The sequence below is a fragment of the Sphingobacterium haloxyli genome (genome assembly GCF_002980525.1).
In the GTDB taxonomy this organism is placed as follows: domain Bacteria; phylum Bacteroidota; class Bacteroidia; order Sphingobacteriales; family Sphingobacteriaceae; genus Sphingobacterium; species Sphingobacterium haloxyli.
In genome coordinates this window covers 38718-65519 of sequence record NZ_PVBQ01000008.1, presented here as the reverse complement: position 1 = coordinate 65519, position 26802 = coordinate 38718, and the positions used below count along the sequence as shown (strand labels likewise).

Genomic DNA, 26802 nt, shown 5'->3' with positions numbered 1-26802 from the left:
TCAAATCATGAAAGAAACAAGTAATTCAAGGAGAAATTTTATCAAAAGTGCAACATTAGCTGCCGCTAGTTTTATGATTGTTCCTCGTCATGTACTGGGTGGACAAGGATTCGTTGCTCCGAGCGACAAATTATCTATCGCTGGAATAGGAGTTGGAGGTAAAGGCTATGGAGATATTATGTCTTTTCACAAAAGTGGAAAAGCGGAAATCGCTTTTTTATGTGATGTAGACGACCGTCGTGCAGCTGGGGCGGTAAAAAGCTTTCCAAAAGCGAAATATTACAGAGATTACCGTGAAATGTTGGATAAAGAACATAAACATATCGATGCGATCTCTATTTCTACACCCGATCACAATCACGCTATCCAAACTTTAGCGGCAATGGAGTTAGGCAAGCATGTATATGTACAAAAACCCTTGACACATGATGTTTGGGAAGCGCGTGTGTTAACAGATGCAGCAAAAAAATATAAAGTCGTAACACAAATGGGAAACCAAGGGGCGTCCAACGATGGCCCTCGTGAAATTAGAGAATGGTACGAAGCTGGCTTAATAGGGGACGTACACACGATCTATTGTTGGACGGATAGGCCCGTGTGGCCTTCGGGGATACCTTGGCCAACGCAGACGGCTCCCGTGCCAAACGAATTAGATTGGGATCTCTGGTTAGGAACAGCTCCCTATAAAGACTATATTGAAAAGCTGGTGCCATTCAACTGGCGCGGCTGGTGGGATTATGGGACAGGGGCATTAGGCGACATGGGATGCCATCTATTAGAAGTGCCATTTAGTACCTTAGGGCTTCAGTATGTGCAGGATGTACAGGCCTCTGTCGGGACAATTTACGTTGATGAATTCAAACGAGGTTATTTCCCTGAGAGTTGTCCACCGTCAAGCCATGTTACGATGACATTTCCGAAAACGGAAAAAACCGCGGGGCCAGTTACACTACACTGGATGGATGGTGGCATACAGCCTGCCCGTCCAGACGAACTAGAGCCTAACGAGATTTTTGGCGATGGCGGTAACGGTATTCTCTTTATAGGCACAAAGGGTAAACTATTGGCTGACACGTATGGAGATAATGCCCGTTTGTTACCTACCAGTCGTAAAGAAAGTGTGGCGCAGAAATATGCACGCGTTCCGGGCAAAGCAAGTGGACATTACGCGCAATGGGTAGAGGCTTGTATTGCAGGATATGGGAATATGGAAGTCAGTGCACCATTTGATATTTCGGGTCCGCTTACAGAAGCTATTCTGATGGCGAATTTGGCGATTCGCGGTGCGGATCTCAAGGTTGACGGCAAGTTCCCAGGCAGAAATCTTAAATTGTTATGGGATAAGGACAAAATGAAAGTGAGCAATTTTGACCTTGTAAATCAGTTTGTGAAGCGTGAATATCGCCAAGGGTGGGAAATAGATTATAGTATTTAATTTCAAATGAGTTAAGATGAATAGAAGAGAAGCAATTCAACGTGTGGCCATGCTGATCGGCGGTTCTGTTATCGGAGCCAATTTATTCTTGGAAGGGTGTACAAGGCCCGCTTCTAAGGATGTGGCCGTGTTGTTCGAAAAAGATAATGTGAATTTTTTAGGAGATCTTGCGGAAGCAATTCTACCTCAAACTTCTACGCCCGGAGCGAAGGAAGCTGGCGTTGGCGAGTTTATTCCGGTGATGATCCGGGACTGTTATGATCCGCATGACCAAAAAGCATTTTTGGAAGGTTTAGATGGAATAGACGACAGGGCAAAAAAAGAATTTGGTAAAAAATTCCAAGAGTTATCAAAAGATGACCAATTGCAGTTTGTTAATATCTTAGATAAAGAAGCGAAAGAATTCCAAAAAGAAAGAGGTGACAAACAACGAGAATTGAACGAAGACGCAGAAAAGACCGGAAAGAGTCCAGAAGAAATCGAACAGCTTCCAAACCATTTCTTCCATATGCTGAAGCAATTGACACTAACCGGATTCTTCACATCAGAGGTCGGAATGACGAAAGCATTACGCTACGTTAAAATTCCGGGCAAATATGACGGCAACTATCCGTACAAAAAAGGAGATCGAGCATTTGCCCCTTAGACCATTTATAACAGTTAATGCAAATAATACCAAACATCCAAACAACAACATCCTGTTTGGATGTTTGGTTTACAACAACACACCGGCCACATTTCTATACCAAATAATATTTTGACAGATATAATATGTAATTTCAAATCAAATAGTTATATCAATATGCTTAATATTTGATTTACGTATAAAGGTCAGGTAAAATCACTGGCGCATACTATTTGCCAAATTTTATTCTGTTTACATTAAAATAAACGAATACGCAATTAGTTATCAGCGTGTTACAGGTGCAATGAAAACAATTTATTCATATCTATTATAGGCGTCAATAAAAAGCTGACGCATCTCCTTAAATTGTTTCAGCACGTCGTTTATAAATGTTTCATCCAACAGCTCAAATAAGCCGTTGACGCCACCAACTATATCTGTCTCAGCTAGCTTGTAAGATTGTTCAAGCGCCCCCTGTTCGAACTTAACGATAAACTTTTGGTTCATTGAAAAAATAGATATTTTGCAATCGGGATGGGGGAGTTCTGCAATTGTTCTCATATATTAAATTAGATAAAAATAAAGCTCCACAATATACTTGTGGAGCTTTCGAATTTACGCGAAAGTATGGATTAAACCAACCCTTGGGCTTTCATAGCTACGGCCACCTTAATGAAACCTCCTATATTTGCACCTTTTAAGTAATTGATATATCCGTCATCCTCTCTCCCATATTTAAGGCAAGTTTTATGAATGTTACCCATAATTCCTTTCAATCGGGCGTCTACTTTCTCTGTAGCCCACTGCTGCCCGATCGAATTCTGCGACATCTCTAGGCCCGAAACAGCTACACCACCTGCATTAGCTGCTTTACCAGGTGCAAAGTGAATCTTTGCTTTATGAAACACCTTGATTGCGTCTGCAGTAGACGGCATATTAGCACCCTCAGCAACACATACACAACCTTGTTTAACAAGCAATTTAGCATCTTCATGGTCTAGTTCATTTTGCGTAGCGCACGGAAGGGCGATATCACATTTAAGGTGCCAAGGCTTTTTATCCGCATGGAAAGATGCCGCCTTAAATTTTTGCGGGTATTTTGCTAGCTCGCGTCCTAGCGTTCCAACATACGTTAATTTTTCAAGCGTTAGCCCTTCCGGATCATGCAATGTTCCGGTACTATTCGACAAAGAAATTACCTTAGCACCCAAATGTATAGCTTTCTCGGCCGCATAGTAGGCCACATTACCTGCTCCCGAAATAGCAATAGTTTTTCCTGCTATTTGTTCATCTATATTTTCAAAAATACATTCGACAAAATAAAGCAGACCATATCCTGTTGCTTCCGGGCGGATATAAGAGCCCCCCCAATGCTGTCCTTTCCCGGTCAACACACCGGTGAAGTTATTTTGGATGCGCTTATATTGGCCAAACATATAACCGACCTCACGTTCGCCTACACCTATATCTCCAGCCGGGACGTCTGTTTCAGCTCCAACATGGCGATAAAGCTCTGTCATAAAACTCTGACAAAATCGCATAATTTCCATATTCGACTTGCCTTTCGGATCAAAGTCCGAACCGCCTTTTCCACCTCCAAGGGGTATTCCAGTTAGGCTATTTTTGAAAACTTGCTCAAAAGCTAAAAACTTAAGAATACTGAGATTCACAGTGGGGGAGAAACGAAGACCACCTTTATATGGTCCTATTGCACTATTCATTTGCACACGATATCCACGGTTGACTTGAACTTCATTTTTGTCATTTAACCAAGTAACCCTGAAAGAAATAACACGTTCCGGTTCAACGATACGTTCTAATATTTTTAAGTCGCTCCATGTTGGATGTCGTTCATTGATGTATGGCACTAAATCTTCAGTGACCTCTGCAACAGCTTGTAAAAACTCTGGTTCGTTTGGATTTCTATCCTCAACGTATTTGATAAACTTTTTAAAGTTAAGTGACATTTGTTAGAAATTATGTTTTTTATATTCCCTCAGCTTGCTAATTTATTAAAATATTTCACAAATAGCGAATATCTGCGAAAAACGTACCGCTGTTGTATAAAATTCACCATTATTCAAAAGAACCATAATTGACATTATGTTAAATAGAAAAACAATTGCATTCCGTCCTCTCTAGCTCACGCCGCAAAACAAAAGCGAGATTAGGCACCAATTACCCAATCTCGCTTCCTATGCTCGCATATATGCTAATCAATCATGCCACACGCTCAATCATTACGGCACCGACCGTTAAATTCGTTCTGGGATCAACTAATATAGCTTGTGAATTATCTGGGAAATCCTTATGCAAATCAAATACGACTTCACTAGCGGCTTTGATTTCAACCTTACCAATATCGTTTAAGTGAATATCTCCGTTATAATGTTTTTCCTGTGTATTCACGTCAAACTTATACAAGACCGCTGTAACCTTGACTTTGGTGAGCGTGCTGTGATTCTGCAAAAGATAAATTTGATTGACGTCTAATGACTTGTTGTCAAACCAACATATATTGGCTTCAAAGTTTCTTTCCGCTAATGCCGGATGATCGGCGGACACCAGAATATCTCCCCGCGAGATATCTATATCATCCGTTAGATGGACGATAAGGGACTGCCCGTTTTGCGCTTGGTCCAGCTGTTGTTCTGCTAATGCGATGCTTTTTATGGTGCTTTTTACGCCGCTTGGCAATACGATGACCTCTTCTCCTACCTTTAAGCCGTCTCCTAGGACACGCCCGGCATATCCCCTATAGTCATGTAGATCTTCTGTTTGCGGTCGTACTACCCACTGAACAGGAAAACGCCATGGTTGCAACTTATCATCTTCTATATTGACCGTTTCCAAGTAATCTAATAGAGAACATCCGGTATACCAAGGCATTCTTTCTGAGCGAAGCACTATATTATCCCCTCTTAAAGCAGAAACAGGGATAAAGTCGACATTCTCCAGACCTAAGCGGTTCGCCAACTTTAGGTAGTCAGCTTTGATTTGCTCGTAAACAAAGGAGTCAAACCCGACCATATCCATTTTATTGACACAGACCAGCACTTTCTTCAATGACAATAATTTAGCTAAAAACGAGTGACGTTTAGTTTGTTCAATAACACCTTTACGCGCGTCGATTAAAATAATAATCAATTCCGAGTTTGATGCACCTGTCACCATATTGCGGGTATATTGGATATGTCCGGGCGCGTCGGCAATAATAAATTTTCGTTTTTCCGTTTGAAAATATTTGTATGCAACATCAATGGTTATTCCTTGTTCCCGCTCAGCTTTTAGACCATCAGTCAAAATCGCCAAGTCAACTGTCCCATCGTTGTTTTTCCGGTTGGCTTTTTTTATGGCTTCTAATTGATCGTCTAAAATAGAATTGGTATCATATAACAATCTACCAATTAAGGTGCTTTTGCCGTCATCTACAGAACCCGCTGTTATAAATTTCAGTATATTCATTTCCCTCTAGCTTACTTCCTTAAAAATATCCCTGTTTTTTTCGGTCTTCCATCGCAGCTTCCGAAACCTTGTCATCCATCCTCGCTCCTCTTTCACTAACAGTTGAAGCCTTTATTTCTTCGATAATATCATCGAGTTCGGTGGCAACCGAATCTACTGCAGCTGTGCAAGTCATGTCTCCTACCGTCCTGAAACGCACAGATTTATGCTCTACGGTGTCTTCTTCATCAATCTGTAGAAACGATGCTGCTGCCATCCACTGTCCATTCCGCAACACCACATCACGTTCATGACTAAAGTATATGGAAGGCAATGCTATTTGCTCGCGTTTTATATAATTCCACACATCAAGCTCTGTCCAATTCGAAATAGGGAACACACGTACGTTTTCCCCCTTATGGATTTTTCCATTTAAGATGTTCCAGAGTTCAGGACGTTGACGCTTCGGATCCCATTGCCCGAATTCATCACGTACAGAAAAAATACGTTCTTTGGCTCTGGCCTTTTCCTCGTCCCGTCGAGCCCCTCCTATACAGGCGTCGAAACCATACTTCTCTATCGTATCCAAAAGGGTTACGGTCTGGAGGGCATTACGACTAGCGTTCTTACCTTTTTGTTCTACGGCCTTTCCCTGATCAATACTTTCTTGCACCAGTCCAACAATCAGCTTTTCTCCTAGCTGTTCTACTAGCCAGTCTCTAAATTCAATTGTTTCCGGGAAATTATGCCCGGTATCAATATGCACCAATGGAAAAGGAAATTTGCCTGGACGAAATGCCTTTTTTGCCAGATGCACTAAAGTTATAGAATCCTTACCTCCCGAAAATAAAAGTGCAGGATTCTCAAATTGTCCCGCTACCTCACGCAGGATATATATTGCCTCCGCCTCTAAATGATCTAAATAATCCATCTTCTGTTTATAATCTATTTACTGTTTATTGCGTAACATGTAGACCACATTCTTTTTTGCTTTTATCTTCCCACCACCATCGACCAGCACGGAAATCATCTCCTTCGCGTACTGCCCGTGTACAAGGTTGGCAGCCTATACTTGGGAAACCCTTATCATGCAACGGATTATAAGGAACCCCATTTTTTTTCAAAAAACGCTCTACTTCTTCTAAAGTCCAGTCGAACAACGGGTGTATCTTAATAATAGCGTTTGCTGCATCCCACTCGACATTTTCCATATGCTCCCGATTGGCAGACTGTTCCGCGCGAATGCCTGTAATCCAAATATCAAAACCTTTTATCGCACGATGCAGTGGTTCTATCTTACGAATATAGCAACATTCTTTCCTGTTTTCTATTGATTCATAGAAGCTTGACGGCCCTTTTTCGGTGACCATCTGTGCTACTGCATCGGTGTTTGGATAATAGGCTTTGATAGGAAGTTTATATTTCTCCAACGTTCTATTCCATACGTAATATGTTTCAGGAAAAAGACGGCCTGTTTCCAAGGTAAACAAGGATATTTCTTTTCCAGATTGCGCAATTAAATGCGTGATAACCTGATCCTCTATACCAAATGAGGTCGAAAAAACTGTTCTCGGACCGTATTTCGCCTGCACATATTCGATAATTTCCGCAGCGTTCAACCCCTTTATTTCCTGCTTAATTTGTGCTATCATACGATTTTTTATTTAAGACATCTTTTGTATGTGCATTTAAAACCCGTACCTTTTCTTGGAAATCACCTGTTAAATTATCCCTTAATTGCCCCATTAACTCCAGTGTTTCGTCAATTTCTTCTGGAAGCAAGTCGTTAAGAAACTCTTTGATCCGCTTCGCCATGGTGGGGGATTTTCCATTAGTTGATATACCGATTTTAAGATTACCTTTAGAAACTACCGAACCCAAATAAAAATCACAAAGAGCGGGTTTATCAGCCACATTCAGCAAAATATGGCGCGTGGTAGCCAGTTGACGAATGTGGGCATTCAATGCCGCATTGTTTGTCGCAAGAATAATTAAATCGACGTCGTTGATATCGCTGTCGCTAAATGCCCGCTCAGAAATTTTTATATTTTCCTTTCCACTTACCAGTTCATAAACTTTTGAGCTCACGTTTGTAGCCACAATATGTAGGTTTGTCAGTGGTGAATTGGCTAAGATTGCCTCCAATTTCTCCAGTCCTACATTTCCAGCACCCACCAACAGCGTCTGAATCTGGTGAAGTTTTACATATATGGGAAACAATTCGTTCATCTAAACAGTAAGTGAGTGAATTCCATTTTTTAGATTTTCAAATTCTCGATGTTTAGCGACAACCTCACCCAATACGATAATTGCGGGAACGCCAACCAAATTTCGTTTTGCTTCCTCCAAGATATTGTCTATTCGTCCTAATGCGATGCGCTCATTTGGTAGCGAACCATTTTGAATAAGTGCAATAGGCAGCTTGCCTTTTCCATGTCGCTGGTAGAAATCTACGATTTCCGCCAATTTAGCATAGCCCATGAGTATCACAACCGTTGCACTCGTATGTACTGCCGCTTTTAAATCGGCTGAAAGGCGGCCATCCGATGTGGATCCGGTAATAACCCAAAAACTTTCGCTTATTCCACGATAAGTTAATGGAATCTGCTGCAATCCTGTCAAACCGGCAGATGAGGATATACCAGGCACAACCGCCGTAGGAATATTAAATTTGCGTGCATAATCTATTTCTTCTCCTCCCCGTCCAAATACAAACGGATCTCCGCCCTTTAACCGTACGACGTGGCCGTGGGTTAACGCGTAATCAACAAGAAGTTTATTGATATAATCCTGTGATGTTGATATACGTTCAGCTCGTTTGCCAACATAAATCAGTGTGCAAGACGGTTTGGCATAGGATAATAGTTCTTCATTCACCAAAGCGTCATAGAGAACAACGTCTGCTTCACGAATGGCTTTTATACCTTTTAGCGTAATCAAGTCGGGATCTCCCGGCCCGGCTCCTACTAGCGTGATAAATGGTTTAATCTGCATTTCTTTTCTCTCCTATTAAACTAAGCAGTTGTCGTCGCTGTCCGTAATTCTTCTCTCCGGGCAGCAGCGTCAACATAAAATGCAATGGACTGTGTAATATATGCTTCTGCAAATTCTTGGGACGGCTCGTATTTGTTGATTTGCAGCACACGCTCCTTGAACGAAGTCGGAAAAGTGAATAGTTCCGTTTGGACGTACTGCGTATCAAATTCATCTATAATCGCTATTTGGGTACTGGCATTTATTCCCTTATCCAGTAGCAACGCTTTCGCTGTCCACACAAAGGCACTATACGCATGGTATATACTGTCAGCATATAGCCCTTTCTCTAATGTTGTTTTTGCTAAATCGATTTTCTCTTCAGCTTCGAACAACAGCGTAGCAACTAAATCAATAACCACCCCAGCACATTCTCCAACGCCAATGGCAGTATTATAGACATCGTCACGGCCCCAATCCACAAACTCGTCGTCTGTCAGATTAGTTAAATCGGCAAGGGGCTTTAAAAGACGGTAGAAATAATCCTTTGTCTGTCTGTCGTAATAGTTATGAAAATTCTCCTCTCCTAACTTATTTACCTTGAAATCATTTAACACCAGATCCACTACCTGTGTGACGCGCTTTGTTGGCACTTTGGTTATTCTATCCGATACCCGGCCAATTCCATCGCCGACAGTTCCGCCTCCTATCATGACCTGTGCAGCGGGCAATACTTTACCCCCCGCTTTAAGGGATGCTCCATGGAATCCGATATGTGCTAAACCATGCTGACCGCATGAATTCATGCAACCGGAGATTTTAATTTTTAGGTTCGTCTCATCGACGAAATCTGCATGAAATTCCTCTATATACTGTTCAAGAACACGCGCCATTTCCGTAGAGTTAGATATCCCTAAATTGCAGGTATCAGTACCCGGGCAGGTCGTCACATCCAATGTACTATTGAATCCAAACTTCGCGTAACCTAACTGATGCAGTACATTGTATATATGCGGTAATGATTCTTTTCGAACATACTTTAATAGTAAGTTCTGATCTTGTGTAATCCGCATATCGTCAGCAACATGATCGCGAATTCCTGCTATCAATAAACGCGCGTTGGCTGTGGATATATCTCCTGTCGGAACTTTGACATATACACCATAAAAACCCTTTTGTTTCTGTTCAAAAACGTTCGTTCTTGACCATATTTCATAAGCGTTTGCATCGAGAGGCTCCACGATACCCGAAAATACAGCTGGAGGTTCAGGTTGTGCAATTTTATTACTATCAATTACAACCCGTTTATTTTTGTTTGCTTTGCGTTCGATCTCAACTAGTTTCAATACTTCCTCTAACCCTAATTTCTGGACCACATATTTAAAGCGTGCTTTATTTCTATTGTTGCGTTCTCCATAGCGGTCGAACACGCGTACAGTTGCTTCCATCAATGGGAGAAGCTCATCTTCCGGCAAGAAATCATGTGTTTTATGCGCCAGTATCGGTTGCGCGCCCAAGCCACCCCCGAACATCACGGTAAAACCCCGTACTTCCTGACCGTTTACCATTTTAACCTTAGGGATAAAACCAAAGTCGTGTATATAGGAAAAAGCGGTGTCTTTTACACTAGAAGAAAATGCTATCTTAAACTTTCGACCCATTTCGGCACAGATCGGGTTCCGAACAAAATACTCGAAAGTACTCTGTGCGTAAGAAGAAACGTCAAAAGGTTCGTCGGGATCTACCCCAGCTGCAGGCGAAGCTGTGACATTCCGGACTGTATTACCACAAGCTTCGCGGAGCGTCATATCATCTTCTGCTAGTTTTGCCCATAACTCCGGAGTGCGTTCCAAGCTTACAAAATGTATTTGAATATCCTGTCGTGTCGTAAAATGGATATTGCTACTAGCGTACTCATCTGAAATATCCGCAATCTTTAACAGTTGTTTAAATGTCAGCTTACCGAAAGGCAATTTGATACGTATCATCTGGACGCCAGGTTGCCGTTGGCCATAGATACCACGAGCTAACCGTAAAGATTTGAATTTATCTTCTACCATTTCCCCCTGGCGGTAGGATCTTATCTTTCTTTCCAGTTCAATTATCTCCTGCTCTACTACTGGATTCTCTAATTCTGTGCGAAAGCTTTGCATAATCTATTCTCTCATTTTTTAATTTTGTCAATTATCGTCATCATCTAATAACGTCTTCTCAACAACTTGATGACAAAGTTATAAAATTTTCATCTATTAATCATATAAAATCTACCAATTTAGTATATATTTGTAAAAATATTTTTTTGAAGCAATTCAAACGATAAAACAAGTGAATAAATTTAAGTGTTTAATATACAGTCTATTTCTTTTATTCTTGACAACGTCTTGCGCTCCAAAAGTAAAAGAAGGATACGATGAAGTAAATGGTTACACGGGAAATATTTCTATTTCGGGCGCATTCGCATTATATCCAATTGTTGTATTGTGGAGTGAAGATTTTAAAAAAGAGCATCCAAACGTACGGTTTAATATTTCTGCGGGGGGCGCAGGAAAGGGTATTTCCGACGTTTTGTCAAATATGGTGGATATCGGCTTGGTGTCACGCGACCTGCATCAGCAGGAGCTTGTTCGTGGAGCGTATCCGATACATGTAGCAAAGGACGCTGTTGTAGGTTCTTTCAATAGTAACCACCCTAATTATACACTTATCAAAGAGCGCGGCCTTACGCATGAAGAACTAGAGGGTATTTTTGTACACCAAAAATATAAACTTTGGAGCGATATAGATGCTCGTTTTGTGAAAAAGCCTATTGAAGTATATGTACGTTCAGACGCGGCGGGAGCTGCCGAAACATGGGCAAAGTTTCTCGGCGTACATCAAGAGGGAATGAAGGGAGTAGGTATATTCGGAGACCCAGGTTTGGTACAGGCGATTAAGGATAAACCGCTTTCGATCGGTTTCAGTAATATTAACTTTGTTTATGATCTCAAGACAAAGCACACCGTAGAAAATATTGCCATCCTTCCCCTGGACCTTAACAGCAACGGGCGTATCGATGAAGGGGAGGATTTCTATGACCAAATTGATTCATTAACAAATGCTGTTGCCACCGATCGTTATCCCTCTCCCCCTTCTCGTAACTTAACATTTGTCATTCATGCCGAGAAAAAGACAAAGCTATTGACAGCTTTTATACAGTTTGTCCTAGAGAAGGAACAACAGGGTTATCTGCTCGAAAACGGGTATGTGCCTTTGAACGAAGAGATTAAGAGTAAAGAACTAAATAAATTATCGTTATAAAGTGAATTGGAGATTAATAAAAGATAAGCTCATTCAGCGTAGTTTTGGCATGCTGTTGGCCATATCCCTTATTGTTATTGTCCTTATCCTCATAGGGCTTGGTTTCAAATCTTTGCCGTTGCTTCATGCGGAAAGCTTAGGTGCAATCCTCACAGAGAGTGTATGGTCGCCACTCAATGGAAGCTTTGGGTTTCTTCCGTTCATCATGGGAACCATTTGGGTAACGTTTATATCCCTTATTATTGCTGCTCCCCTTTGTATTTTGGCTTCTGTTTACCTAGTGGAATACGCTAGCGAAGCACTGCGCAGAATGGTTTTACCTTTGGTGAATATGCTAGCTGCAATTCCCCCCGTACTTTACGGTGTTTGGGGCGTATTGTTCGTCGTTCCTTTTTTAAGCGATTACATTGCGCCTATCGTGGGCGCGGAAACCACTGGCTACACCGTATTTGCAGGAGGAATTGTCCTCGCAGTAATGATTTTCCCCATTATGGTCAGTATAATGGTGGAGGTCCTACAAACTATACCGTATGAATTGAAAGCCGCTTCTCTTTCGTTAGGAGCAACAAAATGGGAAACCATTGTTAAGGTTATACTGGTAAAAACGAAACCAGGGTTAATCGCAGCTGTTGTTTTAGGAATTTCTCGGGCTTTTGGCGAAACGATCGCTGTGCTTATGGTTTGTGGGAACATACCACAAATTCCGAAATCTTTTTTTGATGCAGGTTACCCTTTGCCGGCCTTAATTGCAAATAACTTTGGCGAGATGATGTCAATACCATTGTACGACTCTGCTTTAATGTTCGCAGCTCTACTCTTGTTCGTGCTCATTTTTGGCTTTAATTTAATATCACGTTTGATTCTTAATAGATTGGAGGGGAAATCCTAATGACTAATATAAAAAAGCGACTACTGAAAGAGAAAATAGCGAAGATGGCAATGCAGCTTTCTGGGATCACAATTACGGGTTCATTATTTTTTATCGTCGGCACCATTCTTTATAAGGGGCTCCCATATTTATCATGGGAAATGATTAGCCAAGCTCCAAAAGGTGGCTTTTATATTGGAAAAGAGGGCGGTATTTTGAATGCTATTTTAGGGTCGCTTTATTTAGCAACATTCTCAACCGTGCTTGCTACAGTGATTGGAATTCCGATTTCCATCTTCCTCAACGTATATGTAAAGAGTGGATCTTTTTTGGAGCGTTCTTGCAAGCTGTTATTTGACGTTCTCTTCGGTATCCCTTCCATTGTTTACGGTGCTATTGCTTTCAGTATCATGGTCTGGATGGGTATCAGGGCATCTTTATTGGGAGGCATTATCACGATTACACTACTTACGATTCCCATCGTAGTGCGTACCATAGATGAATTGTTAAAAACAATTCCCGTAGATTTAAAACATGTTACTTTTTCGCTCGGTTCGACCCGGTGGGAATTAGCTAAGGTTCTTCTAAAATATATCAAACCAGGTATTTTTACTGCTATTTTGCTGGCATTTGGCAGGGCAATAGGCGATGTGGCAGGCGTTTTGTTGACGACTGGGTTTAGCGATAATCTCCCAAAATATATAGACGAACCTGCTGCCACGTTGCCATTGGCAATATTCTTTCAGTTGAGCAGTCCAATTCCGGAAGTACAGGGGCGTGCCTACGCTTCCGCATTAGTTTTAACATTTATTATTTTAATAATCGTTATATGTACACATCTTCTAGCATCCAGACAGCAGAAACACAAGATCTAGTGAGCACTTCTATCCCACACATACAAATTAAAGACCTGAACGTCACGATTGAAGGTAAACGTATTTTAAGGAATATCAATTTGTCTATCCCTAATAATTCGGTAACTTCCATTATCGGGCCGTCGGGCGGAGGGAAAACGACGCTGCTCAAGACCTTAAATCGTCTGGTAGACGATGCTAAAGGCGTGGAGATTACGGGATCTGTTCTAGTGAACGGCGAGGACTTGTATGCCAAAAATGCAGAGGTCACCCACATACGCAAAAAGATGGGCCTACTGTCTCAGAAACCCTTCCCCTTGCCTATGTCTATATTTGAAAACGTCGCATACGGTCCCCGGATACATGGGGAGAAAAACAAACAGGTATTGACCCAGATCGTAGAAACGCAGCTGCGGAATGTCGGTCTATGGGAGGAGGTTAAGGATCGTTTAGATGCATCTGCAACGCAGTTATCTATAGGGCAGCAACAACGTTTATGCTTGGCCAGAGGTCTGGCTGTTAAGCCTGAGATTATTTTAGGAGATGAATCCACGTCAGCTCTGGACCCCGTATCTACGCAAACAATTGAGAATTTATTAATATCACTTAAGCAGAACTACACGATTGTACTTGTTACTCACATTCTTCGACAGGCACGTCGTGTATCGGACTACATTATATTTGTGTACAACGGAGAAATAATAGAGTTTGGCAAGACAGAAGATGTACTGTTAAATCCGCAGCATGAAATTACGCAGCAATATGTAAAAGGTTTTATAAGTTAATAAAAAAAGCTAAACCACTTTAAGATGGTTTAGCTTGAATTAGTATATAACAAACCTTGATTTATTTCTCGAAATAGCGGCGTTCAATTAACGCCAAGTTTCGTTCCTCTTCACCTGCCGCTGCTTCTACAGCACCCTTTACAGGGCATTTCCCCGTTAAGCCCCTCATAACTAGGGCACTTCCGAGCGTAACACCAGAAATAGCACGCAAAGGGTTCTTTAATATCTTTTTGATACCATATCCTAAGATAAAACCCCCTGCTATCACAGACAGCATACGTTCTGAACTTGCTATTTTACCATGTTCACAAACATCATCCAGTTTAGTCTTCATTTTATCTGCGGCTTGTTCTATTATTCCCATAACATGATTTTTAGATAGAACAAACTATTTGTCTAAAATGTTTTGCTGTTAATATAAAAAATTGTACTTTCTGGCATTAAACAAATACGATGACAATCAACGTAAAGAAACATTCGGGAGAACTAGTTCCTTTCGAACCAAATAAACTACGATATTCTCTGTCCAGGTCCGAAGCTTCGGAAGACGAAGTCAATAAGGTTTTCCAGCGCATACAGCCCCACCTATATGAGGGCATCACTACACGCGAACTTTATGAATTAGCTTTTGATTTGCTAAAAAATCTCCGTGATTCTTACGCAGCAAGATACTCGTTGAAGAAAGCACTCCGAGATTTAGGTCCGGAGGGTTTTTATTTTGAGAAATGGATCGGAAAGGTGTTTGCGAATGTCGGCTATAGTACAGTCACAGGAAAGACAGTACAAGGCCATGCTGTAACACATGAGATTGATGTTATAGCTACAAAGGGCAATGCTATGCTAGCCATAGAGTGTAAATTCCGGAACGATGTAGACGCAAAAATTTCTGTGACCACTCCGATGTATTTCCTCTCTAGGGTAAAAGACATCAAAGGTCTGTCCTTTTCCTTTTTTGAGACAGCGCGACAATTTACGGATGGTTGGTTGGTGACGAACGCGTACCTTACCGCTGATTCCATCAGTTTTGGGGAATATTACAAATTAAATATGTTGGCCTGGGACTACCCCACTCACAATAACATTAAGCATCTAGTAGATAACTTAGAATTATATCCTATAACCTGTTTAACTAATCTAAATGGTGCAGAGAAAAATCTGCTGCTCAAGAACAGCTGTATACTCGTTCGCGATTTAGTGCAAAACCCAGAGTACCTCGAGTATTTACAAACTAATCGGCAACAAAAAAAACGTATTTTAATAGAGGCGCAGGAGTTAATTCACAGTCCGTCAGCTGATATTAGTTAGTGCCCCGAACGGCTTAGTGTCTCGTTATAAAGACATTAAGCCTAAAGCCAACAAAAAAATAAAACGACTTTAACACTTATTTAACATATTTTAACAAAAAACAACCCATATTTGCAACCAACACATTTGTTATTTGTGTACGAAAACATTACATTACGTTCATTGTGTTTTTTAATATTTAAGTTATGAGAAAAGTGGGGTTTATTATTTTATTTAGCTATATCACGTTGCTTGCAAAAGCAGAACAACATATAAATACAGAAGGAGAGGAAACGTCATCCACAGCAGCGATTATTGTGGGAGCGATTATTCTTTTACTTATTATTATTGTACTTTATAGAAGGCAAAAACGAAAATTCAACGAATAACGGAAACGATGGTTTAATATGTCCATCGTTTCCGTTATTTTACTATTCCGCGCGTTTCAAACCGAACTTTTCAATTTTATGATATAAGTGGCTGCGTTGTATTCCGATGTCATCAGCGGTCTTTGAAACGTTCCACCCATTCTTATCCAATTTAAAGTTGATAAATTCCTTTTCTGCGTAATCCTTAAAATCTTGAAAAGATTCAAATTTATCAAAATCAAGCATTCCTTCCTCTTTTGAACCTGCGTTATTCCCAATGGTGAGGTTGCCATTCGATGGGTTCGCGTACAAAGCCACGTCTTTTTCGGTAATCTTTTTATCACTCAGGATAATCAAACGTTCGATCATGTTCCGCAATTCGCGAATATTTCCCGTCCACGGCAAAGCTTGTAACGCTTGCATTGCGCCTTCTGTAATTTCCTTTGTTGGCGTATTGTATCCCCCGCATATTTCTTCACAAAAATTAGAGGCAATAATCGGGATATCAGAAATCCGCTCTTTCAAAGGTGGCACATGAATCAAGATTACGCTTAGGCGGTGGTAAAGGTCCATACGGAAGTTGCCCTCTTCTATCTCTTTTAGCAAATCTTTATTTGTCGCGGCAATTACACGGACATTTACATCTATTTCTTTTTCCCCTCCTACCCGCGTTATTTTGTTTTCCTGAAGTGCACGCAGTACTTTTGCTTGTGCAGAAAGGCTCATATCGCCAATTTCATCCAAAAACAAAGTTCCACCGTTGGCCTGTTCAAATTTTCCGATGCGCTGCTTTACGGCAGACGTGAAGGAGCCTTTTTCATGCCCAAACAGTTCGGACTCTATCAATTCTGAGGGGATTGCCGCACAATTGACTTCTACTAAAGGTGAGTTCGAACGAGCAGACTTTTCATGAAGCCAATGGGCTACCAGTTCCTTTCCCGAGCCGTTCTCTCCAGTAATCAAAACACGTGCTTCTGTCGGAGCCACGCGATCTATTGTTTCCTTTATAAGGCTGATAGTTGGAGATATCCCTAATATTTCCTTCGTTTTGGAGACTTTTTTCTTAAGAACTTTGGTTTCCTTGACCAAGACCCCTTTTTCAAGGGCATTACGAACAGTTATCAACAACCTATTAAGATCGAGCGGCTTTTCCAAAAAGTCAAAAGCGCCCTTTCGCGCAGCTTCTACCGCAGTCTCAATGGTACCGTGACCGGAAATCATGATAAATGGTGTATCACAGATATCTTGTGCCTCCGTCAAGACCTCCATACCGTCCATTTTGTTCATTTTGATATCACATAGAACAAGGTCTATTTTTTCCTTTTTCAGGATAGCTAAGCCATCAAATCCATTATCGACATCCAGCACCTTATAATCTTCATATTCCAAAATATCGCGTAGCGAGCTTCTTATGGGGCGTTCGTCGTCGATGATTAAGATTGTTGTCATATATGTATTTATCTTGGTGAATAAAAACTATCTTTTTATAAAAGAAGCAAACCTTGTAAGCCGGGTTCTGTATCCCATCGCATAACACGAGCGGATTTCTATCATTTATCTAGGCCTGCATTCGCACGCAAGCTCGATCAACCTACCCATTACGAATTCCGAAAAGATCGGAAGAAGACGAGCAGCCTTCGAGGTTCGTAACCTATTTGGTCTTTCAACACACGAGGTTTACCGCAATGCATGTCACCATGCAAGACCGTGAGCTCTTACCTCACGTTTTCACCCTTACCCCGACGAGTCGGGGCGGTATATTTTCTGTGGCACTTTCTGTCTCTTACTTACGTAAGAGCCTTCCCGTTAGGAAGCGTGTTGCTCTATGTTGCCCGGACTTTCCTCTTTCCCATCCGAAGATGCGACAGCGATAGAACCAGTTTGCTTCGATGCAAATGTACGAAAATTATGTGAGGTTGAGACGAAAAACGACTACGCTTGTCCGCTGCGGGACTAATCACCTCCTATAGATCCTGCGCAATCAGATAACCTGAAGCCCAGGCCCATTGAAAGTTATAACCGCCAAGCCATCCGGTAACATCTACTGCTTCGCCTCCGAAATAAAGCCCCGGCTGTTTTTTAGCTTCCAGCGTACGCGGGTTAAGCTCATCCGTTGACACGCCACCCCGCATCACTTCCGCTTTATCATAGCCCTTATCACCTGCAGGCTTCACTATAAATTCATGTATCGTGTCGCAGATTAGTTTAGCGTCGGTTTTACTTAGCGAGGCAATCTTTAGATCGATCGGAAGATATTTTCCTAGGGCTTCTACCATCTTTCTTGTAAAATAATCGTTCAGCAATTGTCCGACAGTACGCTTCCCTCCTGCTGTTCGTTCGTTTTTGATCAGGTCAACTAAGCGAAATTTAGGTAGCAAATCTATCGTAAACGTTTCACCTGCACGCCAATAGGACGATATTTGTAAAATAGCCGGACCACTCAATCCCCAGTGGGTAAAGAGGATATTTTCTTCAAAATTAATCTTATTGTTATAGACACGCGCAAAAACACTATTCCCCGCTAACGAAGCATACCAAGAAGCATCTTTTCCGGTTATAGTTAACGGCACAAGTGCTGGTGCAGTGTCGATGATGGATAAACCAAATTGACGAGCTGACCTTATGGCAAAATCCGAAGCACCTAGTTTAGCGACAGGTAAGCCTCCGGAAGCAAAAACGACTTTCTTACAAAAAAGCTGTTGTTCGTTTCCCTGTCGTACAAAAGACACCGCGTATCCATCTTCTTGTTGCTTAACAGATTTCACTTCGGTGTCCACCCAAATATCCTGCCCGGTCTCATACATCAGCTTTGTAAAAACCGCAACAACATCCTTCGCTTTATTAGACTTCGGAAAAAGCTGACCAAGTGTTTTCTCCTGTCCTTGGATTCCACCGAAATTCTCAAAAAAAGAAATCGTATCGTCTACCGTCCATTGCGAAAAAGCGGTGTGCAAAAAATGAGGGTTTTCCGTAATGAAATTTTCCGGTGCGGTATATAGGTTAGTGAAATTACAGCGTCCACCTCCCGAAATTAGTATCTTTGCGCCGGGTCTGTCATTTCTTTCCAGAATCAATGTACGTTTGCCCAACAGTCCCGCCTGCACCGCACACATCAGTCCGCATGCGCCTCCGCCAACTATAATCGCATCGTAGGTCATTAATACGCAATTAATTGATCCTTAAGGGAAATAACCCGCTGTTCCCTCCAAGATTGCTCTGCGGTTTCTAAGATGCGGATAACATCCCGGGCCTGTTCAGGAGTTACAATTAAAGCACTTTCACCTCGCAATACGCCTACCAAATTTCGATAGAAATCCTGTCCCGAACCTATCTCACTGGGGATTGTTTCTCGTATATCCTGTCTGTTTTCCACGATATTTAATATACCATAGATATGCTCGGGCTCTTTCCCCCAATTTAAGTCCTCGTGCGGTAATGCGCCATGCCGTAATAGCGCTTCTTGCGGATCGACACCTGGTTTTACGAAGGAACCGTTTAGGCCGTACAATGCAAACCGGGGAGTGGGTTCTTTTGCAAGCATCTGTCCGAATAAAGATATCTTGCGCGTTGGATAACTTAATATAAATTCAAAATCATCAACCGCCTTGGCGTGTTCACGCTGCTTCCGCAAATCGGCAAAAACAGCATCGGGTTTGCCGAAAAGTTGCAGTGCTTGATCTATTAGATGCGCACCCAAATCATAATGGATACCCGAACCCGGCAAATCTTGCTCCCGCCATGCACCCGCTCGCAGAAAGTTTCTAAAACGATCAAACCGTGCTTGATAATTAACCACAGGACCTAATCTTTTACTTTCTATAATTTTTTTTACCGTCTTAAAATCAGAGTGAAATCTAGCATTATGATGAACTGTCAATATCCGTCCCTTCCGTTTTGCTAACGCGATCAACTCATCCGCCTCTGCGGTTGTATTGGTGAATGGTTTTTCCACAACTACATGTTTGCCCGCTTCCAACGCTCGTTTGGCCAGTGAAAAATGCACGTCATTAGACGTTGCCACCACAACAATATCCACTAGGGGATCGTCGATGATTTTATCCGGTGTTTGTACAGCAAGAGCTGCAGGGTATTTATTAGCCAAAACCTGCTGCTGTTCTGGTTTTCTCGCCGTGACTTTATACAACTCAAGAGACGGATTTCCAACAATAAAAGGCGCATGGAATACCTGTCCGCCTATTGAAAAGCCTATTAAACCTATTTTATATTTGGTTTGCATAGATTCCATAATATTTTGATTTATAATCAATTTGTTGTACCCTTTATTAACACTAAATGCCGCCTTGGAAACTTTGCATCTGTACAAACTTGCCTTTGCACCTCACCCTTATGCAAAGATTCCCAGCGGCGAGCTTTTTGTTTCTTTTTCGCGGAGAAAAAGAAAAGAAAAACCTACATTCTCTCCGGCACCTCAATCCCCAATAGCCGCATACTTTCCGAAATAATCCGTGCCGCTATCGCCGACAAGTGTAAACGGAAATTCTTGACAGTATCATCCTCGGCTTTTATAATGCTTTCTTCGTGATAAAACTTATTATAAAGCTTGGCGAGCTCATAAGCATAGTTGGCCAATTGGGCCGGCGAAAATTCCTTCGCTGAAGCTTCCAATACCTCCGGAAATCTGCTCAAAGCTTGTATTAAATCTTGCTCGTAAACAGAGAGATCCGCTGGATAACCTAACGCTATCGACTCATTGTAAGATGCTTTGCGTAAAACTGATTTAATACGCGCATGTGTATATTGGATAAACGGCCCCGTATGTCCTTGAAAATCGACAGATTCATTTGGGTCAAACAAAAGCCGTTTCTTAGGATCTACTTTCAACAAGAAGTACTTTAAAGCACCCATGCCTATCGTGTTGTACAGCGAAGCTCTTTCTTCTTCGTCCAGTCCTTCCGTTTTACCCAATTCTTCGGTACGCGCTTTAGCGGTTTCGATCATCTCTGTCATCAGGTCGTCCGCATCGACAACCGTTCCCTCTCTCGACTTCATTTTGCCGGACGGCAGGTCGACCATACCATACGATAAATGGAAAAGCCCTTCTGCCCAAGGTTTTCCTAATTTCTTCAAGATCAAGAACAGCACCTTAAAGTGATAATCCTGTTCATTTCCTACCACATAGATAGATTCGTCCATCTCGAACTCATCGTATTTCAGTTGGGCTGTTCCCAGGTCCTGCGTAATGTATACCGATGTACCATCGCCCCGTAACACCAGTTTCTCATCTAGTCCCTCGTCTGTTAAATCAATCCACACCGAATTGTCCGCTTTTCGAAAGAAGACGCCGTTGTCTAATCCTTCCTGAATAATATCCTTTCCTAGCAAATACGTGTTCGATTCATAATAAAACTTGTCAAAATCTACGCCCAGCTGTTTATATGTTTTCTCAAACCCTTCATATACCCATCCGTTCATCGTTTTCCATAACTGGATAACCTCCTCCTCACCAGCTTCCCACTTTTGGAGCATCGCTTGCGCTTCCATTATCAAGGGCGCATTTTTCTTCGCTTCCTCTTCCGTCTGTCCCTGCGCTTTCAGTGTGTCGATTTCCTTTTTATATTCTTTATCGAAGACAACATAGTACTTACCTACCAGATGATCACCTTTCAGCCCTGCTAGTGTAGGTGTTTCCCCATTTCCGTATTTCTGCCAGGCAAGCATCGACTTACAGATGTGGATACCGCGGTCGTTGACAAGATTGGCTTTCACCACATCATAACCATAAGCCTTTAAAATCTCCGAAACGGAATATCCTAATAAGTTGTTCCGAATATGCCCTAAATGAAGCGGTTTATTGGTATTCGGCGAACTATATTCCACCATCAACTTCTTTCCATTCGAAGGGAATATGCCAAAAGACGCGTCTATCAACTTCTTGTTAACCAACGCTATCCAATACTGATCGGCAAAGCTGATATTTAAGAAGCCTTTGATTACATTAAAGGCTGATATCGCAGGTACAGTACGTTGAAGGAATTCTCCGATGTCGTTCCCAGTTTGTTCCGGCGATTTTTTAGAGAAACGTGTCACGGGAAAAACGACTACGGTGATATGCCCTTCAAACTCTTTTCTGGTTTCCTGCAAAGTCACCTGCGATTCAGGAATATCCGCACTGTAAAGCTCTCGCACTGCTTGGATCGTATGTGCAATTAAAGTTTGTTGAATAGAATTCGTCATGTAATTATTTCGTAATTTTTATAACTTCCTGATAATGAATGCAAAAAATATAATCCACTATAGTAAAGTATTCATCATGAAAGTATATCTTTGCCAAAAATAATAAAAAATGCAAAGCTATCAGGAATTTCTTGACTTAAGTGTTGGTTTTCCGCAAGACGGATTCGAGATTATCGACGACGAATTGTATTTCCACGATCTGAATTTGATGGAGATGATAGAAACGTACGGCACACCTTTACGTTTTACCTATGTACCTATTGTCAGTAAGAAAATTCAGCAGGCGAAGATCTTATTTCAAACGGCGATTTTGAAGAACGATTATCGAGGATCTTATAAATATTGTTATTGTACAAAATCGTCGCATTTTAAGCACATCGTTGAAGAAGCGCTGAAGAACGACATTCACCTGGAAACCTCATCCGCTTTCGATATGCCGATGATTGATTCATTGGAGCGCGCTGGGACAGTGTCAAAAGACATCACCGTGATCTGTAACGGATTCAAAACGTATCAGTATAAACAGTATATCATTGATATGATACATGATGGGTATACTAATATTATCCCTGTCTTGGACAATAAAGAAGAATTCAATCTTTATGATGATGAGATTGAGCTAGATGAACCTTGTGCCCTGGGAGTTCGTATTGCTTCCGAGGAACAGCCCGATGCGCAGTTTTATACCTCACGGTTAGGTATACGTTCGGAAGATGTTATCGATTTCTACAACAGCAAGATTGCCGGAAATCCGAACTTCAAGGTAAAACTATTGCATTTCTTTATCAATTCCGGTATTTCTGATACGCCCTATTACTGGAACGAGCTCGAGAAATATGTGACTTTATATTGCAAATTCAAAAAAGTAAATCCAGACCTCGACACGTTGGATATCGGTGGTGGCATGCCGTTCAAAGATTCGTTGGTGCACGATTTTGACTACGAATATATGGTGAATGAAATCGTTAACCGTATCAAGCAGATCTGCGCACATCATGAAGTGATGGAACCAGATATCATTACCGAGTTCGGAAAATACACGGTAGCCGAAGCATCGGGTATTCTGTATAAAGTCCTCGGCCGTAAACTGCAGAACGATAGGGAAAAATGGTTTATGATTGATGGATCTTTTATTACCAACCTGCCTGATGTTTGGGCATTGAATCAGAAATATATACTCCTGCCAATAAATAACTGGGATTTCGAATACGAAAGGGTGAATCTGGGTGGTATTACCTGTGATGGCCAAGATTACTATAGCCAGGAGGCACACATGGACTCCATCTTTATGCCCAAAACACGTAAAGTGCAATACTTGGGTTTCTTTCACACGGGAGCTTACCAGGATGTGCTTAGTGGGTATGGTGGCATTCACCATTGCCTGCTTCCGTCACCGAAACACGTCCTCGTTCGTAGAAATCGAGACGAGACGTTCAATTTCGAGGTATTTGGAGAAGAACAGAACTCCAAGCAAGTGATGAAATTACTGGGGTATCAGTGATAAGTTATAACTTACAAGTCCTAAAAAAGCATCGGTTGCCCGATGCTTTTCTCTTTGTGTCGTCTTCCTATTTTATATTTATCGGACGATGTGTTTAATCGGTGGAGTCCACTCGCTTACGCCGTTGGCATTAACCGCGCGCACCCGAATGTGCAGGACTGTTCTCGGGACTAATCCATCAATGATGTTTTTTCTGGTCGTCCGGGTATGGACAATATCACCCCACGCTGGTACACCATCCAAATCATCTGTCACAGCATAACAATATTCATAAGCTACATTATTGCCGTCCACTTTTTGAAAATCCACATTCACCGAACCGCTGAGGTGGCCATCTCCACCTTTTATCCACGAAGGCGAATATGGAACTTGTCCTTTAACCGCCGGCGAGGTAATTCGGAATCCCGATGCATAAAGCGTCGGTAGATGACCATCGGCTACAGTATTGACATAGAAGGCTAGTTTTTGCAAGGTATAGGCTAACGCAGCCTTTGCTTCATTTTTTAAACTGATATCCTGCAAACCTCGTGTTTTGCTCGAGATTGCCAGTCTCGATTCGTAAGTGTCCTTAGCTACCTGCAACGCTTCCAGAGAAGGCAACGGATCAGGAAAGATTTCTTCATTGACTATCATTGCCTCCAGAACAGCTCCAGCTCTTCTTAAAATTTCAGTGTCGCCCGTTCCTTTGGGCGTTTCACCTAATGCTCTTGTGTATTTCATTCTTACTATTTTTAAATTTGATAATATTAATTTTTTCTGCTAATGTTTCCCTTGGCTCCATCTTCTGCCATTGTTCTCATTCCTATGGTGGTTTCAGTATCCTCATTTTTATTTTTATTACATCCTACAATTTGTTATTTACAGCACATGCGCGGCTGTATGGTTCAAATGTAAAAAGCAAAAAAATGAGGCCTGTCCGATTTGTCCGTTTATGACCCATTTGGTCACATTTGTCCGGATTTGACCGTATTTGGCATATATCGGCCGATTTGCGTGCTTTTGGACAATTTGTTTAGTCCTTTCGCATTGATAACCGCGTCAGTCGTGTTGAAGAAAGGACTATTCATGTTGACGAATGCATCGTTCGTGTTGAGGAAAGGATTATTCATGTTGACGACTGCACCATTCGCGTTGAGGAAAGGACTATTCATGTTGACGACTGCACCATTCGTGTTGAGGAAAGGACTATTCATGTTGACGAATGCGTCGTTCGTGTTGAGAAAAGGACTATTCATGTTGACGAATGCGCCATTCGTGTTGAGGAATGGACTATTCATGTTGACGAATGCATCGTTCGTGTTGAGGAATGGAGAGCTAGTCATTGCAAAAAAACCGCGACAACTATCTGTTATCGCGGTTGCGGTCTTTCTGCTGCACCGGCCAGCCTAGGGTCGGTTTTTTGTGGCTTTTAAGCTATTTCATGAAACGAATCATGTCCGCTACCGGCATCCCCGTATATTCTGAGGCTTGATAGATTGTTACATATTGTCGCTTTTCCAGTCCGAATAAATCACGGATTTTGTTGAGCAGTCTTCGGCAATTGCGTTCGCTTTGCCCGGTCATGCGTTGTAAATCCGAAACATAAACAGCTAATCTCGAAGGCTTCATGAATCAAATTCAGCTTTATAACAAAACGAATATATCGAAAAATGATTGTTAGACAACAAAAAAAACGAAGAATTTAACAATAATTAAGATTGGGCCTGTTTCGAGGAAGGAGAAAATATCTTTCTAAATAAACGTTTGAGATACTGCCAAGCTAGCTCCCTACCCTCTAAAATGAATTCTTGGAATAGCATACTAATAGGCCGGCTTTTCCATCAGCCGATCATCCTCCGCTAGGATAATTCCATAGACTTTGCTATATTTAGGCTGTATAATATCCTAACGGATACACAAAACCGTTAAAGCACTCATAGAAAAACGATGAATGATGGCAAAATCCAGCAAAAGGAAAACATCATTGACCCAAAAGAAACTGGCACACCGCCGGGTTTTCTACCACCGGCTCCGGACCACCTGTGAGAAGATGGTGGGTAAAGGGTACTTTGAGCTTCTGCCTGAAAGTAGTTTACGATTGCTATACGTGCATCGCTACCCCCCTATTAAAGTCATTCCCCAGGGGAAACGTGTGATGAACGAGGAGGAGCTCTTCGCATATAAGCAGACGCTGACTAGTCTTTTGAGTGAACATTACGTTGATACCTTACTAAACGAACAGATATCTTTCGCCCGTTTCCTGACCGACGTCCTTGTCCTAATCCATTACATACAATATCGTATAGGCAACCGAATCAAAGGTTTTTCCAAATTGCACGAGGCTTTCGCGCCATATTTCACGACAACCGTTTGGTTTGACACCTGGAAAACAAAGGTGTTACAGGTTATGGGACTGAATGATATGCAGTTATATGATTTCTATCGTGGTACCGTGCGATTTCGTTTTGATAAGATGGCGGTCGAGAGACTGGGGGGCACGAATGAAATCCATATCTATCGTCTGAAACACAGTTCGCTATTACAAGAAGTGGATGGCAAGAAACGGGTGGTGGTTCGTATGGGGATACCTTCTAGTACTAAAATGGACGAATTTGATTGGCTGATGATCAAACCTAGCCAACTAGGGATCACAGATATCGAAGACGAGATCGCATTGCCCCTGTACGCCCAACAACATGCGCTTGACCGCTTTGAAGAACGCGCGTTATTTGGACGAGGCTATGTCCAAGCTTTTCTCGGTTATACGTTCTCGCAGGGCCAGGCCCGAACCGTGGTAAGAAAAGGACACGTTCTGTTGGAATGTTACATTGGCCCCTTCAAAGTGGGCTATTTTGTGGTTTCCCTCCATGAGGATAAATGGTTAATACGAACCTTCTTATTTCTAACCAACGAAGGTACACCGGAAGGCAATAAATTGAAAAGATTGACACAGCTGGAGCGTTTGGACACGAAATATCTCATGCTCGATCGTATGCATGCCTTTCTTACCTATGATATCTCGGGAGATCACGATTTGAGAAATATTTTTACCAAATCTGGCTGTGAATCAATCTTGGATTATGCCGATGAACTGAACAAAAACGGAGGCGAACTTAAAAGTCCCGAAGTCATTTACCAATATCTGTTCGGAGCAGAAGAGAATATACAAGCTAAAAAATAGCCGTCTTAAAACA

Annotated in this window: 26 protein-coding genes and 1 other RNA gene; 10 read left to right on the top strand and 17 right to left on the bottom strand. The window is 41.8% G+C overall.

What is annotated here, in order from left to right; translation table 11 throughout:
• The first annotated feature begins 7 nt into the window (after positions 1 to 7).
• Together C5745_RS11695 and C5745_RS11690 are read left to right on the top strand one after the other, a co-directional pair.
• Entirely contained in the window at positions 8 to 1435 is a 1428-nt protein-coding gene (locus tag C5745_RS11695; RefSeq protein ID WP_207795789.1) for a Gfo/Idh/MocA family protein, read from the top strand.
• Between the two features lie 16 nt (positions 1436 to 1451).
• Complete coding sequence (locus C5745_RS11690; RefSeq protein WP_105717193.1) at positions 1452 to 2081, top strand: gluconate 2-dehydrogenase subunit 3 family protein; 630 nt, start codon at positions 1452 to 1454, stop codon at positions 2079 to 2081.
• A gap of 294 nt (positions 2082 to 2375) precedes the next feature.
• On the opposite strand, the gene C5745_RS11685 is transcribed toward C5745_RS11690, so the two are convergent.
• The 8 genes from C5745_RS11685 to C5745_RS11650 all read right to left on the bottom strand — a co-directional run bounded on the left by C5745_RS11685 (position 2376) and on the right by C5745_RS11650 (position 10630).
• Positions 2376 to 2621: a hypothetical protein gene (locus C5745_RS11685; RefSeq protein ID WP_105717192.1), complete on the bottom strand. Its 246-nt coding sequence runs from the start codon at positions 2619 to 2621 to the stop codon at positions 2376 to 2378.
• Between the two features lie 71 nt (positions 2622 to 2692).
• Positions 2693 to 4027 carry an NADP-specific glutamate dehydrogenase gene (gdhA, locus tag C5745_RS11680; RefSeq protein WP_105717191.1) on the bottom strand — a complete coding sequence of 445 codons (1335 nt, stop codon included), beginning with the start codon at positions 4025 to 4027 and terminating at the stop codon, positions 2693 to 2695.
• Between the two features lie 253 nt (positions 4028 to 4280).
• The gene (locus C5745_RS11675; RefSeq protein ID WP_105717190.1) at positions 4281 to 5525 is read right to left on the bottom strand and encodes a sulfate adenylyltransferase subunit 1; all 1245 of its coding nucleotides are present in this window, start codon (positions 5523 to 5525) and stop codon (positions 4281 to 4283) included.
• Between the two features lie 19 nt (positions 5526 to 5544).
• A complete protein-coding gene (gene cysD, locus C5745_RS11670) occupies positions 5545 to 6435 on the bottom strand; it encodes a sulfate adenylyltransferase subunit CysD (RefSeq protein ID WP_105717189.1) in 891 nt (296 codons plus the stop codon).
• 25 nt (positions 6436 to 6460) lie between these two features.
• Positions 6461 to 7156: a phosphoadenylyl-sulfate reductase gene (locus C5745_RS11665; RefSeq protein ID WP_105717188.1), complete on the bottom strand. Its 696-nt coding sequence runs from the start codon at positions 7154 to 7156 to the stop codon at positions 6461 to 6463.
• The gene (locus tag C5745_RS11660) at positions 7140 to 7733 is read right to left on the bottom strand and encodes a precorrin-2 dehydrogenase/sirohydrochlorin ferrochelatase family protein (RefSeq protein ID WP_105717187.1); all 594 of its coding nucleotides are present in this window, start codon (positions 7731 to 7733) and stop codon (positions 7140 to 7142) included. The genes C5745_RS11665 and C5745_RS11660 overlap by 17 nt, the downstream gene beginning before the upstream one ends.
• The gene (cobA, locus tag C5745_RS11655) at positions 7734 to 8498 is read right to left on the bottom strand and encodes a uroporphyrinogen-III C-methyltransferase (RefSeq protein ID WP_105717186.1); all 765 of its coding nucleotides are present in this window, start codon (positions 8496 to 8498) and stop codon (positions 7734 to 7736) included.
• A 20-nt stretch (positions 8499 to 8518) separates the two neighbouring features.
• Entirely contained in the window at positions 8519 to 10630 is a 2112-nt protein-coding gene (locus tag C5745_RS11650) for a HEPN domain-containing protein (RefSeq protein ID WP_105717185.1), read from the bottom strand.
• Between the two features lie 172 nt (positions 10631 to 10802).
• Here C5745_RS11650 and C5745_RS11645 point away from each other — a divergent pair, with 172 nt between their 5' ends.
• The 4 genes from C5745_RS11645 to C5745_RS11630 are packed head-to-tail and all read left to right on the top strand — an operon-like array spanning position 10803 to position 14281.
• The gene (locus C5745_RS11645) at positions 10803 to 11774 is read left to right on the top strand and encodes a PstS family phosphate ABC transporter substrate-binding protein (RefSeq protein WP_105717184.1); all 972 of its coding nucleotides are present in this window, start codon (positions 10803 to 10805) and stop codon (positions 11772 to 11774) included.
• 1 nt (position 11775) lies between these two features.
• Entirely contained in the window at positions 11776 to 12663 is an 888-nt protein-coding gene (gene pstC / locus C5745_RS11640; RefSeq protein ID WP_243403325.1) for a phosphate ABC transporter permease subunit PstC, read from the top strand.
• Positions 12663 to 13517: a PstA family ABC transporter permease gene (locus tag C5745_RS11635; RefSeq protein WP_105717182.1), complete on the top strand. Its 855-nt coding sequence runs from the start codon at positions 12663 to 12665 to the stop codon at positions 13515 to 13517. The genes pstC and C5745_RS11635 overlap by 1 nt, the downstream gene beginning before the upstream one ends.
• On the top strand, positions 13472 to 14281 hold the full coding sequence (locus C5745_RS11630) for a phosphate ABC transporter ATP-binding protein (RefSeq protein ID WP_105717181.1): 810 nt from the start codon (positions 13472 to 13474) through the stop codon (positions 14279 to 14281). The genes C5745_RS11635 and C5745_RS11630 overlap by 46 nt, the downstream gene beginning before the upstream one ends.
• A gap of 61 nt (positions 14282 to 14342) precedes the next feature.
• Here the strand turns inward: C5745_RS11630 and C5745_RS11625 are convergent, their stop codons facing one another.
• On the bottom strand, positions 14343 to 14645 hold the full coding sequence (locus C5745_RS11625; protein WP_105717180.1) for a YgaP-like transmembrane domain: 303 nt from the start codon (positions 14643 to 14645) through the stop codon (positions 14343 to 14345).
• Between the two features lie 89 nt (positions 14646 to 14734).
• Between C5745_RS11625 and C5745_RS11620 the strand changes: the two genes are divergently transcribed.
• Together C5745_RS11620 and C5745_RS11615 are read left to right on the top strand one after the other, a co-directional pair.
• On the top strand, positions 14735 to 15586 hold the full coding sequence (locus C5745_RS11620; RefSeq protein WP_207795788.1) for an ATP cone domain-containing protein: 852 nt from the start codon (positions 14735 to 14737) through the stop codon (positions 15584 to 15586).
• Positions 15587 to 15771: 185 nt separating this feature from the next.
• Positions 15772 to 15954, top strand: a complete 183-nt coding sequence (locus tag C5745_RS11615; RefSeq protein WP_105717179.1) for an LPXTG cell wall anchor domain-containing protein — start codon at positions 15772 to 15774, stop codon at positions 15952 to 15954.
• Positions 15955 to 15996: 42 nt separating this feature from the next.
• On the opposite strand, the gene C5745_RS11610 is transcribed toward C5745_RS11615, so the two are convergent.
• From C5745_RS11610 to argS, 5 genes are all read right to left on the bottom strand, one after another.
• Complete coding sequence (locus C5745_RS11610) at positions 15997 to 17382, bottom strand: sigma-54-dependent transcriptional regulator (RefSeq protein WP_105717178.1); 1386 nt, start codon at positions 17380 to 17382, stop codon at positions 15997 to 15999.
• A 40-nt stretch (positions 17383 to 17422) separates the two neighbouring features.
• Positions 17423 to 17820: RNase P RNA component class A (gene rnpB / locus C5745_RS11605), an RNA gene on the bottom strand.
• Between the two features lie 77 nt (positions 17821 to 17897).
• A complete protein-coding gene (locus C5745_RS11600) occupies positions 17898 to 19091 on the bottom strand; it encodes a BaiN/RdsA family NAD(P)/FAD-dependent oxidoreductase (RefSeq protein ID WP_105717177.1) in 1194 nt (397 codons plus the stop codon).
• Positions 19091 to 20179, bottom strand: a complete 1089-nt coding sequence (locus tag C5745_RS11595; protein WP_243403324.1) for a Gfo/Idh/MocA family oxidoreductase — start codon at positions 20177 to 20179, stop codon at positions 19091 to 19093. Before C5745_RS11595 ends, C5745_RS11600 begins: the two co-directional genes overlap by 1 nt.
• Before the next feature lie 164 nt (positions 20180 to 20343).
• On the bottom strand, positions 20344 to 22128 hold the full coding sequence (gene argS / locus C5745_RS11590) for an arginine--tRNA ligase (protein WP_105717176.1): 1785 nt from the start codon (positions 22126 to 22128) through the stop codon (positions 20344 to 20346).
• A gap of 109 nt (positions 22129 to 22237) precedes the next feature.
• Here argS and C5745_RS11585 point away from each other — a divergent pair, with 109 nt between their 5' ends.
• On the top strand, positions 22238 to 23629 hold the full coding sequence (locus tag C5745_RS11585; RefSeq protein ID WP_105717175.1) for a type III PLP-dependent enzyme domain-containing protein: 1392 nt from the start codon (positions 22238 to 22240) through the stop codon (positions 23627 to 23629).
• A gap of 78 nt (positions 23630 to 23707) precedes the next feature.
• On the opposite strand, the gene C5745_RS11580 is transcribed toward C5745_RS11585, so the two are convergent.
• The 3 genes from C5745_RS11580 to C5745_RS11570 form a co-directional block, all read right to left on the bottom strand.
• Complete coding sequence (locus C5745_RS11580) at positions 23708 to 24349, bottom strand: fibronectin type III domain-containing protein (RefSeq protein WP_105717174.1); 642 nt, start codon at positions 24347 to 24349, stop codon at positions 23708 to 23710.
• A gap of 224 nt (positions 24350 to 24573) precedes the next feature.
• Complete coding sequence (locus C5745_RS11575) at positions 24574 to 24906, bottom strand: hypothetical protein (protein ID WP_165793077.1); 333 nt, start codon at positions 24904 to 24906, stop codon at positions 24574 to 24576.
• A 136-nt stretch (positions 24907 to 25042) separates the two neighbouring features.
• Complete coding sequence (locus C5745_RS11570; protein ID WP_105717172.1) at positions 25043 to 25237, bottom strand: hypothetical protein; 195 nt, start codon at positions 25235 to 25237, stop codon at positions 25043 to 25045.
• A gap of 322 nt (positions 25238 to 25559) precedes the next feature.
• On the opposite strand from C5745_RS11570, the gene C5745_RS11565 reads away from it, so the two are divergent.
• Positions 25560 to 26789 carry a hypothetical protein gene (locus C5745_RS11565; protein ID WP_133166341.1) on the top strand — a complete coding sequence of 410 codons (1230 nt, stop codon included), beginning with the start codon at positions 25560 to 25562 and terminating at the stop codon, positions 26787 to 26789.
• Positions 26790 to 26802: the final 13 nt, after the last annotated feature.

What these genes read in the sequence shown, in the direction of transcription:
- C5745_RS11695 (WP_207795789.1), top strand. Translation starts at nt 8, where the DNA reads ATGAAAGAAACAAGTAATTCAAGGAGAAATTTTATCAAAAGTGCAACA.
- C5745_RS11690 (WP_105717193.1), top strand. Translation starts at nt 1,452, where the DNA reads ATGAATAGAAGAGAAGCAATTCAACGTGTGGCCATGCTGATCGGCGGT.
- C5745_RS11685 (WP_105717192.1), bottom strand. Translation starts at nt 2,621, where the DNA reads ATGAGAACAATTGCAGAACTCCCCCATCCCGATTGCAAAATATCTATT.
- gdhA (WP_105717191.1), bottom strand. Translation starts at nt 4,027, where the DNA reads ATGTCACTTAACTTTAAAAAGTTTATCAAATACGTTGAGGATAGAAAT.
- C5745_RS11675 (WP_105717190.1), bottom strand. Translation starts at nt 5,525, where the DNA reads ATGAATATACTGAAATTTATAACAGCGGGTTCTGTAGATGACGGCAAA.
- cysD (WP_105717189.1), bottom strand. Translation starts at nt 6,435, where the DNA reads ATGGATTATTTAGATCATTTAGAGGCGGAGGCAATATATATCCTGCGT.
- C5745_RS11665 (WP_105717188.1), bottom strand. Translation starts at nt 7,156, where the DNA reads ATGATAGCACAAATTAAGCAGGAAATAAAGGGGTTGAACGCTGCGGAA.
- C5745_RS11660 (WP_105717187.1), bottom strand. Translation starts at nt 7,733, where the DNA reads ATGAACGAATTGTTTCCCATATATGTAAAACTTCACCAGATTCAGACG.
- cobA (WP_105717186.1), bottom strand. Translation starts at nt 8,498, where the DNA reads ATGCAGATTAAACCATTTATCACGCTAGTAGGAGCCGGGCCGGGAGAT.
- C5745_RS11650 (WP_105717185.1), bottom strand. Translation starts at nt 10,630, where the DNA reads ATGCAAAGCTTTCGCACAGAATTAGAGAATCCAGTAGTAGAGCAGGAG.
- C5745_RS11635 (WP_105717182.1), top strand. Translation starts at nt 12,663, where the DNA reads ATGACTAATATAAAAAAGCGACTACTGAAAGAGAAAATAGCGAAGATG.
- C5745_RS11630 (WP_105717181.1), top strand. Translation starts at nt 13,472, where the DNA reads ATGTACACATCTTCTAGCATCCAGACAGCAGAAACACAAGATCTAGTG.
- C5745_RS11625 (WP_105717180.1), bottom strand. Translation starts at nt 14,645, where the DNA reads ATGGGAATAATAGAACAAGCCGCAGATAAAATGAAGACTAAACTGGAT.
- C5745_RS11620 (WP_207795788.1), top strand. Translation starts at nt 14,735, where the DNA reads ATGACAATCAACGTAAAGAAACATTCGGGAGAACTAGTTCCTTTCGAA.
- C5745_RS11615 (WP_105717179.1), top strand. Translation starts at nt 15,772, where the DNA reads ATGAGAAAAGTGGGGTTTATTATTTTATTTAGCTATATCACGTTGCTT.
- C5745_RS11610 (WP_105717178.1), bottom strand. Translation starts at nt 17,382, where the DNA reads ATGACAACAATCTTAATCATCGACGACGAACGCCCCATAAGAAGCTCG.
- C5745_RS11600 (WP_105717177.1), bottom strand. Translation starts at nt 19,091, where the DNA reads ATGACCTACGATGCGATTATAGTTGGCGGAGGCGCATGCGGACTGATG.
- C5745_RS11595 (WP_243403324.1), bottom strand. Translation starts at nt 20,179, where the DNA reads ATGGAATCTATGCAAACCAAATATAAAATAGGTTTAATAGGCTTTTCA.
- argS (WP_105717176.1), bottom strand. Translation starts at nt 22,128, where the DNA reads ATGACGAATTCTATTCAACAAACTTTAATTGCACATACGATCCAAGCA.
- C5745_RS11585 (WP_105717175.1), top strand. Translation starts at nt 22,238, where the DNA reads ATGCAAAGCTATCAGGAATTTCTTGACTTAAGTGTTGGTTTTCCGCAA.
- C5745_RS11580 (WP_105717174.1), bottom strand. Translation starts at nt 24,349, where the DNA reads ATGAAATACACAAGAGCATTAGGTGAAACGCCCAAAGGAACGGGCGAC.
- C5745_RS11575 (WP_165793077.1), bottom strand. Translation starts at nt 24,906, where the DNA reads ATGAATAGTCCATTCCTCAACACGAATGGCGCATTCGTCAACATGAAT.
- C5745_RS11570 (WP_105717172.1), bottom strand. Translation starts at nt 25,237, where the DNA reads ATGAAGCCTTCGAGATTAGCTGTTTATGTTTCGGATTTACAACGCATG.
- C5745_RS11565 (WP_133166341.1), top strand. Translation starts at nt 25,560, where the DNA reads ATGATGGCAAAATCCAGCAAAAGGAAAACATCATTGACCCAAAAGAAA.